We start from the raw sequence: 9,849 nt of genomic DNA, 5'->3' as shown, positions 1-9,849 counted from the left end.
CCGACAAATCCCAAACAAGACAGTCGAAGACGTCAGTCAGTCGGCGAGTCAGACGCATCAGCAGAACCACCACTCACATCATCACTGTCAGTCGAAGGCGGACGCCGGGGGCGCGGGGGACGGCCGCGCGTCCGCGTCGTGCACCGCGGCCGCGCCGCCGGTGAAGTCGGCGAGCGCCCGCCCGTGCTCGACGCGCCCCGGATGCGGATCGGTCGCCACCCTGCGGGTCAGCTCCGCGACCTTGGGCGCCACGTCCGAGGCGAGCAGCACGGCGTTGCCGAAGCGGCGGCCGCGGAACACGGTCGGGTCGGCGGCCAGTGCCAGCTCGGGGAAGACGGTCGCGGCGGTGGCGATCTGGCCGCGCAGATGGGCCAGCGGCGGCCCGTCGGCGAGGTTGGCCACATAGCTCCCGCCCGGCTTCAGGACGCGGCGCACCTCGGCGAGGAACTCGGTGCTCGTGAGGTGGGCGGGGGTCCGGGCCCCGCTGAAGACATCGGCGATGACGAGGTCGGCCCAGCCGTCCTGGATCTTCCCCAGCCCGGCGCGGGCGTCGGTGGCGCGGACCCGGATCCGGGCCTGCGGGTCCAGCGGCAACTCCCGGCGCACCAGTTGGACGAGGGGGGCGTCCACCTCGATGATCTGCTGGGTGGATCGGGGGCGGGTCGCGGCGATGTAGCGGGCGAGAGTGAAGGCCCCGCCGCCCAGATGCACGACGTGCAGCGGCTGACCGGGGGGCGCGACCAGGTCGGCGATGTGGCCGATGCGGCGCTGGTACTCGAACGAGAGGTACGTCGGATCGTCCAGGTCGACGTGGGACTGCGGGGCGCCGTCGATCGTCAGGGTCCAGGCGCGCCGGCGTTCCCGGTCGGGCACCAGCTCGGCGAGACCGCCGTCCACCGGCTCGGTGACGTTGCCCGCGGGGCGCTCGGGGCCGCGCGCCGCCTTGCGGTCGGTCCTGCGGTCCGCGCGTTGCTTGCGGTCGCCCGCGCCGCCGGCCGCTCCTCGACGTGCCACTGCCCCTCGTCCCTGCTCACTCGCTCATCACGTCCGGGGCCGGTCGGGGACCGGCCGTGACGGGCTGATCAAGGCGCCCGCCGTCCGGCCATTATGAGCTCAGCGACAGTTGTCGGCCGCTTCGATCAGGCGGGCGGCCTGGTCGAGGGCGGCCCGCAGCACGGCGGGGTCGGTGACCGGGGTGTCGCCGGCGGGCGGCAGCAGCCAGCCGCTGCCCTGGACCGGCGGCTCCGCGGGGATGCGCAGCCCGCGGCCGTCGGTCTGCGTACAGGCGCTGCCGGGGACGTCCCAGGCCTGGGCGGTGCCGGGGGGCACCAGGAAGCCGAGGGTGGCGCAGGCCCCGTCGTGGATCACCGGTCCGACGGCCGGCTGGTCGGCGCCGCGCCGCAGGATGTCGACGGCCTCCAGACCCTGGCGGGCGGGGACCGTCACCAGGTCGCAGGGTGCGGGGGGCGTGCCGGGGGCGCCGGGCCCCTCGGCGGGTGCCGTGGTGGCGGCCGTCGCCGTGGTGGCCGCCGGCGTCCCGGTCGTCGCGGTCGCTTGCGGGCCGGTCGCCGTGCCGAGGTGCAACAAGGGACCTCTCCTCTCATCGCCGGGCGGAGCCGGACTCCGTCTCCGCATGGACCAACGCGCCGACCGCGTCAAGGGCTACGGTGCGGCACCGCCGCAAAGGGTGGCAGTTCATGGCGGATCGTGGGCGAGATATCCGATTTGTTGGCAAACGCAGCGTGTGCGACCCGTCACAGCAGGTACGTTCTTGCTCCGCCGGGACACCGGAAACAGGCGCCCGGCTTGCACCAGAGAGGGCCCCGCCATGGTGTCGACACGGGCAGTTCCCAACACCGCTTTCCGGCGGCTGCGCGGACAGCGCTCCGCCGGGGAGTTCGCTGCCGCAGTACGCAGGTCCGCTCGCGAGATCGGTGAGCAGGTCGCGTGCGACGCCCGGTACATCGGACGCGTGGAGTCCGGCGAGATCCGCTGTCCCAACTACGCGTACGAGCGGGTCTTCCTGCACATGTTCCCCGGGGCGAACCTGGCGGACCTGGGCTTCTCACCGCGGGAATCGGTACGCGGCCGGGGGGCCCGGCCCGCGGTGGACGCCCCGCCACCCCCGACTTCCCCGCTGCTCGTGCTCGGCAGCGACACCGACGAGGAGAGCGACGTGCTGCGTCGCGCATTCATGACGAGCGGCACCACCGCGGTGGCGGCCGCCTCCCTGGGACTGGGCCTTAGCGGCCCGGCCGCCGCCGTGCCCGCACAGCGCCGGGTCGGCGAGGCGGAGGTGAGTGCCGTCGAGAAGGCGGTGCGGCAGATCCGCCTGCTCGACGACCGGCACGGCGGCGACGGCCTCTACCGGCGGGCCTCGCAGCCGCTGCGGGCCGCGTACGCGCTGCTCGACTCCGGCACCGCGGCCCGCCGCTCCACCGCGGACCGGCTGCACGCGGGCGCCGGTGAGCTGGCCATCTCGGTGGGCTGGCTGGCCCACGACTCCGGCCGGTTCGACGACGCCCGCTCGCACTACGCGGAGGCGCTGGCCACCGCGCGGCTGGCCGGCGACCCGGCGCTGGAGGCGCACGCGTTCTGCAACGCGTCGTTCCTGGCGCGCGATACGGGCCGGCCGCGCGAGTCCGTACGCGCGGCGGAGGCGGGGCAGCGGGCCGCGCAGCCCCTGGGCTCGCCGCGCCTGCTGGCCCTGCTCGCGCTCCGGGAGGCGGGGGGCCGGGCCGGGCTCGGGGACCGTACCGGCTGCGAACGGGCGCTCGGCCGGGCGCACACCGCGTTCGGGAAGGGCCCGTCCGCGGCGGACCCGGAATGGATGACCTTCTTCCGGGAGGCGGAGCTGGAGATGCTGGAGGCGCAGTGCTGGTCGGCGCTGGGTGACTGGTCCCGGGCCGCGCGCCACGCACGGCGGGCGACACGGCTGCAGGACCCGCACTTCACCCGGAACATGGCGCTGTACCGCGCGGAGCTGACGACGGACCTGGCACGGGCCGGCCTCGCCGAGGAGGCGGCGGCGACGGGTCACCGGGTGCTGGATCTGCTGGAACAGGTCCAGTCCTCCCGCATCCGGTCGATGCTGGCGGACGCGGCCACGGTCCTGCGCCCCCGGGGCCGGGGCTCGGTCGACGTGAAGGACTTCCTGGACCGCCACGCGATGTCCGTGGCGGGCGGGCACCCGAGCCCGTCCGGCGTGTGACGACGAAACCGTCGGCCCGGGGCGGAACCGACCGCTACCGCTCCAGGTGCCCCGTGTCGTTCCACCGCTCCAGCGCCGGCGCCCCGTACGCCCACCCCAGGACCGACAGCGACGTCGGGTCCAGCCGGATGCGCGCCGCGAACGACGCGTCCTCGCCGAGCCACCGCGCGCCGAGCACCCGCAGGATGTGGCCGTGCGCGAAGACCAGGACGTCGCGGTCGGCCGAGCGCGCCCAGTCGACGACCTCGTCGGCGCGGGCCGACACCTGGGCCAGGGTCTCCCCCTGCGGCACCCCGTCGCGCCAGATGAACCAGTCCGGACGGATCGCCTTGATCTCGGCGGGCGTCATCCCCTCGTACGCCCCGTAGTCCCACTCCATCAGCGCGTCCCACGGCTCGGCCCGGTCGCCGAACCCCGCGATCGCGCACGTCTCGGAAGCCCGCACGAGCGGACTGGTGCGGACCTCCAGGCCGGGCAGGTCCGCCCACGGCCCGCGGTGCAGGCGCTCGCCGAGCAGCTTGGCCCCCTCGCGCCCGGAGTCGAGCAGCGGAATGTCCGTCCTGCCGGTGTGATTGCCCTTGACGGACCATTCCGTCCGGCCGTGCCGGGCCAGCAGGATGCGCGGTGCCATGTGCGGCTCTCCCTGAGAAAACTGGGACCTGAGATGCGGGATCTGAGATCTTGGACATCGACGGGGGACGAATCCGTCCGGGTGGGAACGGATGGGACGGGTGCGACGGGTGGAGCGGGGAAACGGATCGTCCGGTTTTCCATCATCGCGTACCTTCGCGAGAGGCAACCTGTGGGGCCGTACCGGCGTCCCACTGACCACAGACGAATCCGAGCAGCTGAGGGGTGCCGTAAGAGCACCCCGGGCGAACCGCGGCCGACCTGCACCGTACGGTTGAACGCCCGCCGTCGGCCGCGTGAACACATGATGGAGAACTCCCGGATGCCGCATGCCACCACCGCGCCCGTGCCGCGCCACCGGCCCCGCTGGTGGACCGAGCTCCCGCTCCTGGCCCTGGTGTACGGGGCGTACTCCGGCGGCAGGCTCCTGGTCCGGGGCGACGTGTCCACCGCCGTCGACCACGGGCTGCGCATCCTGGATCTGGAGAAGGCGCTCTTCCTCAACGCCGAGCACCCGCTCAACCGGCTGTTCACCGCGCACCCCTCCATAGGCATACCCGCCGACTTCGCCTACGCCTCCCTGCACTACCTGGTCACCCCGGCCGTCCTGATATGGATGTTCCGGCGCCACTCGGCCGCCTACCGCCGGGCCCGGACCTGGCTGATGACCTCCACGATGCTCGGTCTCATCGGCTTCACGCTGATGCCGACCTGCCCGCCGCGGCTGCTGGCCGCCGGGCACGGTTTCGTCGACACGATGGCCCAGTACAGCTCGTACGGCTGGTGGGGCGCCGAGGCCAGCGCCCCGCGCGGCATGGGCGGTATGACCAACCAGTACGCGGCGATGCCGAGTCTGCACGTCGGCTGGGCCCTCTGGTGCGGCATCCTCCTGTGGCGCCACGGCAGGCACCCGCTCCTGCGCGCCGCCGGCATCGCGTACCCGCTGATCACCGTCATCGTGGTGATGGGCACCGCCAACCACTACTTCCTCGACGCCGTCGCCGGGGCAGCCGTCATGGGCGTCGGAGCCCTGCTGGCCAAGCCCGTGATGCGCCTCGCCGACCGGGTCAGGCGCGCGGTCCTGGCCCGCTTCGTACGGGTGTCCCCCGCCACGAAGTCCCCGGATGTCAGTGCCGGATGCAAGACTTCCGCGGGTGAGCGAATCCCCGGCCAGCGGACCTCCTCCGCAGATCCCACCGATGCAGCAGCACCGGTCGGCCCGCCTGCCCCGGCCGACGTCCCGGCCTCCGCGGGAAGAGCCGCAGGCGGTGACGCTGCGAAGGCGGCTCGCTGAGCTGAGGGGCCCGGCCGTCGCGCCCCGTCCGCTGGACGCGCGCGCCCTGGCCGCACTGGCCGCCAACCCCGGCTGCAAGCGGCGAGCTCTGCTCGACGGGGCAGGGGTCGACAAGGGCGCGCTCGCCACCGCACTCGGTTCACCCGCCGCCTTCGGCCAGTCCCAGTTCGCCTTCATGCGGGGCAACGCCTTCGAGGCCAGGGTCAAGGCCGACGGGGGTACGGAGCTGATGCGTCTGCTGCACCAGGGTTTCGGCGAGCCCGGCGAACCGCCCGGGGACGTCCTGGTGCCCGATCTGACGGCCGCCGGCCCCGAGGGCCGCGCGGCCCGCACCGCGCTCGCGCTGCGCGAGGCGACCGGGTCGGGCGGCTGGGCGCTGCTCGACCACCCGATGCTGGCCCTGGAGGTGGCCGGGTCCCCCGCCTATCTGGAGCCGGACGCGGTGGTCGTCCACCCCGACGGCACCTGGACGGTCGTCGAGATCAAGTCCTTCCCCATGATCGACGGCTCCGCCGACGCGGCGAAGGTGGGCGCGGCAGCCCGCCAGTCCGCCGTGTACGTACTGGCGCTGGAGCGGGTCGCCGCGGTGACCGACGGGGCGCAGGTCGGCCACCGGGTGCTGCTCGTCTGCCCCAAGGACTTCTCCAACCTGCCGGCCGCGTCCGTCGTCGACGTGCGCAAGCAGCGCGCGGTCACCCGCCGCCAGCTGACCCGGCTCACCCGGATCGAGGACATCGCGGCAGCCCTGCCCGAGGGCACCACCTTCGACCCGGAGTGCTCCTCCGAGGAGCTGGACACCGCGGTCGAGTCCGTCACGGCGGCGTACGCGCCGGAGTGCCTGGCCGCCTGTGAGCTCGCCTTCCACTGCCGGGCCAAGGCGCGCGCCGCCGGTGCGGTCGAGGCGCTCGGGCGCAGCGTCCGGGGCGAGCTCGGCGGCCTGACCACGGTCACCGGGGTGCTCGCCGCGGCCGCGGGCAAGGAGGGCGATCCGGCGGACCCGACGGTCGCCGCACTGCTCCGCGCGGCCGCGCTGCGCGCCGAGGCTCTGGAGGACGGCACCCCATGTCGCTGATCGGCACCCTGGCCCGGCTGGAGGCCGTGGAGAGCGGCCGCGCCCAGCCGATGGCCACCGTCCGCCACCGCCACCTGGGCGAGCGGCCACTCGTGCTGGTGCCGCTCACCACGGCCGGCGAGGCGGGCGCCCCGCTCGGCGCGCTGGTGGGCACGGACCGCGACGCGCCCCGGCTGCTGGCCGTCGCCCAGCCGCGCGACCGGGACCTGCGGTTCGCGTTCCTCGCCGAGCTGGCCGAGACGGTGCTGCCGTACATCGAGTCGTACGCCGATGTGGTCGAGCCCGCCGAACGGAGCGAGACCGACCCCGGCACGGGCAGGAAGGTCAAAGTCGAGACCGAGCTGTGCACGGACGCGGCACAGCTGATCGTGCCGAGCCGGGCGGGCATCGAGTTCATCCGGCTGCTCGGCCGCTCCATGCGGTTCCGGCGCACCGCGGAGGACGATCCCGACACCCCGTATCCGGCGCCCGCCCGGGTTCCGCTGCTGGGCCGCTGGCTTACGCACTACGGCGAGCGGGCCCGAGTACCGGGCTCCTCGCTGCTGCTGGCCGGCACCGATCTGCTGGGCAGGCACTGGGCGACCGGCCAGTCCGCCCTGGAGGACCAGCACCTGGGGGCCCTGCTCGCCTGGATCGACCCGCCTGCGGGCGAGTCGGGGGCCGAGGCCGCGCTCCGCGCCGAGCTGGCCCGGGATGCCGGGGGCCAGTTGCTGTGCCCGCCGGCCGGACCGGCCACCGACCCGGACTTCGACAACCGGCTGCTGGCCCCCGCGATCGAGAAGTACGACCGGGCGCGCACTTCGCTGGCCGCCGCCGAGGACGGGCTGGCGGCCGATGCCCGGCTCGCCGAACTGACCGCGGCCGAGCGCGAGATCCGAGGGCTGCTGGCCGGTGTGCTGCGGCCGACGTGGGACGCGGTGTGGCAGGGCCTGGACCTCCTGCGGGAGCTGCCCGAGGGGTCCAGGGCAGAGGACCGCTGGACGCGTGACCGCTGGTCGTTCACCGGTCACCGCGACCGGGTGCGGGCCGGTGAGCCTCCGCAGCCGCGCCGGGACGACGCGGTGACGGCGGCCCGCAAGCTGGCGGCGCGGGAGACGGCGCAGGCGCAGCTGGAGGCCCAGGAGGCACTGGACGACCCGCTGGTGCTGGCCGGGCGGAGGCTGGCGGGTGAGGCGTTCCTCGCGGAGGTGACCGCGGTCGAGATGGCGTACAGCGAGTCCAAGCGCCCCTCCCCGCGTCCGCTGGTCACGGTCCGTACGGCCGAGCAGCCCCATCTGGGCGAGCGCGTGAAGGTCTACCGCTCACTGGACGGCAAGCCGCAGACCGCCGAGTTCGCGGGCTACGCGGCGGCGGACGACGGCCCTCAGTCGTTGGTGCTGCGGATCACCGACCGGATGGGCCGCGGCAAGGAGCCCGCCCCGGGTTCGGTGCCGGAGCCCGGTGACGTCATCGCCTGGACGCTCTTCGAGCACGACCAGCGCGGTGGCCCGCAGCTGCCGGATCCGGAGGAGACCCCGTGGACCCACGGGGGCCCGCCGGGCGGCGCGGCGGCTGCCGAGCACCCCGACCCCGTGACCACGGAGGACCTGCTGTGACGGCCGTATTCGACCCGGGGGCGGCGGCGGGCCTGGCCACCGCCCGGATCCTGGACGACACGCTGAACGGGACGGCCCGCGGCATCGTGGTGGACTCCCCGCCGGGCGCGGGAAAGTCGACCCTGGTGGTGCGGGCCGCGCTGGAGCTCGCCGCGGCCGGGCGGCCGCTGATGGTCGTGGCGCAGACGAACGCCCAGGTCGACGACCTGGTCGTCCGGCTGGCCGAGAAGGATCCCGGCCTGCCGGTGGGCCGGTTGCACAGCAACGACTCCGATCCGTACGACAAGGTGCTGGACGGCCTGGCCAACGTGCGGAAGTCGGCGAAGGCGGCGGATCTGGCCGGCCTCGACGTCGTCATCTCGACGGCGGCCAAATGGGCCCATGTGAAGAACGTGGAGCCGTGGGGCCACGCGATCGTCGACGAGGCGTACCAGATGCGCTCGGACGCGTTGCTGGCGGTGGCCGGGCTCTTCGAACGGGCGCTGTTCGTCGGCGACCCGGGCCAGCTGGACCCGTTCTCGATCGTCGGAGCGGATCAGTGGGCGGGGCTGAGCTACGACCCGTCGGCCAGTGCGGTCACCACACTGCTCGCGCACAACCCGGAGCTGCCGCAGCACCGGCTGCCGGTCTCCTGGCGGCTGCCTGCCTCGGCGGCACCGCTGGTGTCGGACGCGTTCTACCCGTACACCCCGTTCCGCAGCGGTACGGACCACGGCGACCGGCTGCTGTCGTTCGGCGTGGCGTCCGACGGTTCGGCGGCCGACCGGGTGCTGGACGAGGCGGCGGAGTCGGGCTGGGGTCTGCTGGAGCTCCCGGCCCGGCACACCCCGCGCACCGACCCGGAGGCGGTACGGGCGGTGGCCCTGGTGGTGCGCCGGCTGCTGGACCGGGGCGGCGCGGCGACCAGCGAGCGCTCTGCGGACCCGGCACCGGTGACGGCGGACCGGGTCGCGGTCGGCACGGCGCACCGCGACCAGGCGGCCGCGGTGCGGGCGGCGCTCGCCGAGCTGGGGGTCACCGGGGTGGCGGTGGACACCGCGAACCGCCTCCAGGGCCGTGAGTTCGATGTGACGGTGGTCCTGCATCCGTTGTCCGGCCGCCCGGACGCCACCGCCTTCCATCTGGAGACGGGGCGGCTGTGCGTGCTGGCATCCCGCCACCGCCACGCCTGCATCGTGGTGTGCCGCGAGGGCGTCTCGGACCTGCTCGACGAGCACCCGTCGACGGAGCCGGTCCAGCTGGGCGTCACGGTCAAGTTCCCGGACGGCTGGGAGGCCAACCACGCGGTGCTGGCACACCTTGCGGAACACCGGGTGCGCTGGAGGCGTTGAGCGCGGGGGCGCGTGGGGGCGCGCCGGGTCCGGAGCGGGCGGCCGCACGCCCCCCGCAAGTTGGCGGACAGGCCCCAGGCGCCCTTGCGGCGGGCTGGACAATGGAGGGTGGCCGTTGGGCCCACCGGAGGAGGAAGAACCACATGGCACAACCCGAGCGGAACGAGCAGCAGCGGCTGCGACCCGCACCTCTGCTCTTCGAGCCGTCGGCAGCGGTAGCCGATCCTGAGCACTTCTTCGATCTGGAGTCGATGGACGATCCGAAGGAACTGCTGAGCCGCGCCACCGAGCTGACGCTGGCCTTCCGGGCCGCGACGGACCGGGCGGTCGAGTTCCAGGCGATCGCGGCGGCGCAGCTGGCGGATCCCCGCCGGTTCGACCGGCTGACGACCGCGGACATCGCGCAGCGGGCGGAGTGGACCGAGGACTACGCGGTGAAGATGGTCGAGTTCGGCCGCAGCCTGCTGAACGAGCCGCGGCCCTGACGGGCGCGGCCTCTCGATCCTCGGCCCCGAGGCCCTGACGCGGTGGCCCCGCGACCGTCGGCCTGACGGCGCGGCCTCGCGACCGTCGGCCCCGGCGCGACGGCCCTTCCGTCGCCCCCCGCGTGCCGCGCAGCCCGCGCGGCTGCGTCCGCGATCACCCCGGGTACAACCGTTGGCATATGCCAGGTGCGCAAGATACTCCTCACCACCCCACCCTGTCCCGGTTTCCGA

General features: G+C 74.3%; 9 protein-coding genes. 6 read left to right on the top strand and 3 right to left on the bottom strand.

The features are described 5' to 3' along the window. Positions 1 to 87: 87 nt before the first annotated feature. Both ABZ434_RS12170 and ABZ434_RS12165 read right to left on the bottom strand, forming a co-directional pair. Complete coding sequence (locus tag ABZ434_RS12170) at positions 88 to 1,014, bottom strand: fused MFS/spermidine synthase (protein WP_359134549.1); 927 nt, start codon at positions 1,012 to 1,014, stop codon at positions 88 to 90. Positions 1,015 to 1,113: 99 nt separating this feature from the next. Further along, positions 1,114 to 1,587 carry a hypothetical protein gene (locus ABZ434_RS12165; protein WP_359134546.1) on the bottom strand — a complete coding sequence of 158 codons (474 nt, stop codon included), beginning with the start codon at positions 1,585 to 1,587 and terminating at the stop codon, positions 1,114 to 1,116. A 241-nt stretch (positions 1,588 to 1,828) separates the two neighbouring features. On the opposite strand from ABZ434_RS12165, the gene ABZ434_RS12160 reads away from it, so the two are divergent. After that, complete coding sequence (locus tag ABZ434_RS12160; protein ID WP_359134544.1) at positions 1,829 to 3,211, top strand: tetratricopeptide repeat protein; 1,383 nt, start codon at positions 1,829 to 1,831, stop codon at positions 3,209 to 3,211. Between the two features lie 34 nt (positions 3,212 to 3,245). Here ABZ434_RS12160 and ABZ434_RS12155 read toward each other — a convergent pair whose 3' ends face one another. Next, complete coding sequence (locus ABZ434_RS12155) at positions 3,246 to 3,842, bottom strand: histidine phosphatase family protein (protein WP_359134542.1); 597 nt, start codon at positions 3,840 to 3,842, stop codon at positions 3,246 to 3,248. 321 nt (positions 3,843 to 4,163) lie between these two features. On the opposite strand from ABZ434_RS12155, the gene ABZ434_RS12150 reads away from it, so the two are divergent. From ABZ434_RS12150 to ABZ434_RS12130, 5 genes are all read left to right on the top strand, one after another. Continuing rightward, positions 4,164 to 5,135: a phosphatase PAP2 family protein gene (locus tag ABZ434_RS12150; RefSeq protein ID WP_359134540.1), complete on the top strand. Its 972-nt coding sequence runs from the start codon at positions 4,164 to 4,166 to the stop codon at positions 5,133 to 5,135. Further along, on the top strand, positions 5,041 to 6,207 hold the full coding sequence (locus ABZ434_RS12145) for a hypothetical protein (protein ID WP_359134536.1): 1,167 nt from the start codon (positions 5,041 to 5,043) through the stop codon (positions 6,205 to 6,207). Before ABZ434_RS12150 ends, ABZ434_RS12145 begins: the two co-directional genes overlap by 95 nt. Continuing rightward, positions 6,198 to 7,802, top strand: a complete 1,605-nt coding sequence (locus ABZ434_RS12140) for a hypothetical protein (protein ID WP_359134532.1) — start codon at positions 6,198 to 6,200, stop codon at positions 7,800 to 7,802. Before ABZ434_RS12145 ends, ABZ434_RS12140 begins: the two co-directional genes overlap by 10 nt. Continuing rightward, entirely contained in the window at positions 7,799 to 9,133 is a 1,335-nt protein-coding gene (locus ABZ434_RS12135) for an AAA domain-containing protein (protein WP_359134530.1), read from the top strand. Before ABZ434_RS12140 ends, ABZ434_RS12135 begins: the two co-directional genes overlap by 4 nt. Positions 9,134 to 9,276: 143 nt before the next feature. After that, positions 9,277 to 9,618 carry a hypothetical protein gene (locus ABZ434_RS12130; RefSeq protein WP_359134528.1) on the top strand — a complete coding sequence of 114 codons (342 nt, stop codon included), beginning with the start codon at positions 9,277 to 9,279 and terminating at the stop codon, positions 9,616 to 9,618. Positions 9,619 to 9,849: the final 231 nt, after the last annotated feature.

Origin of the sequence: Streptomyces sp. NPDC005761, from assembly GCF_040630635.1 — a bacterium.
In the GTDB taxonomy this organism is placed as follows: domain Bacteria; phylum Actinomycetota; class Actinomycetes; order Streptomycetales; family Streptomycetaceae; genus Streptomyces.
Note: the sequence above shows the minus strand (reverse complement) of the source record. Positions and strands in the feature narration are given on the sequence as shown.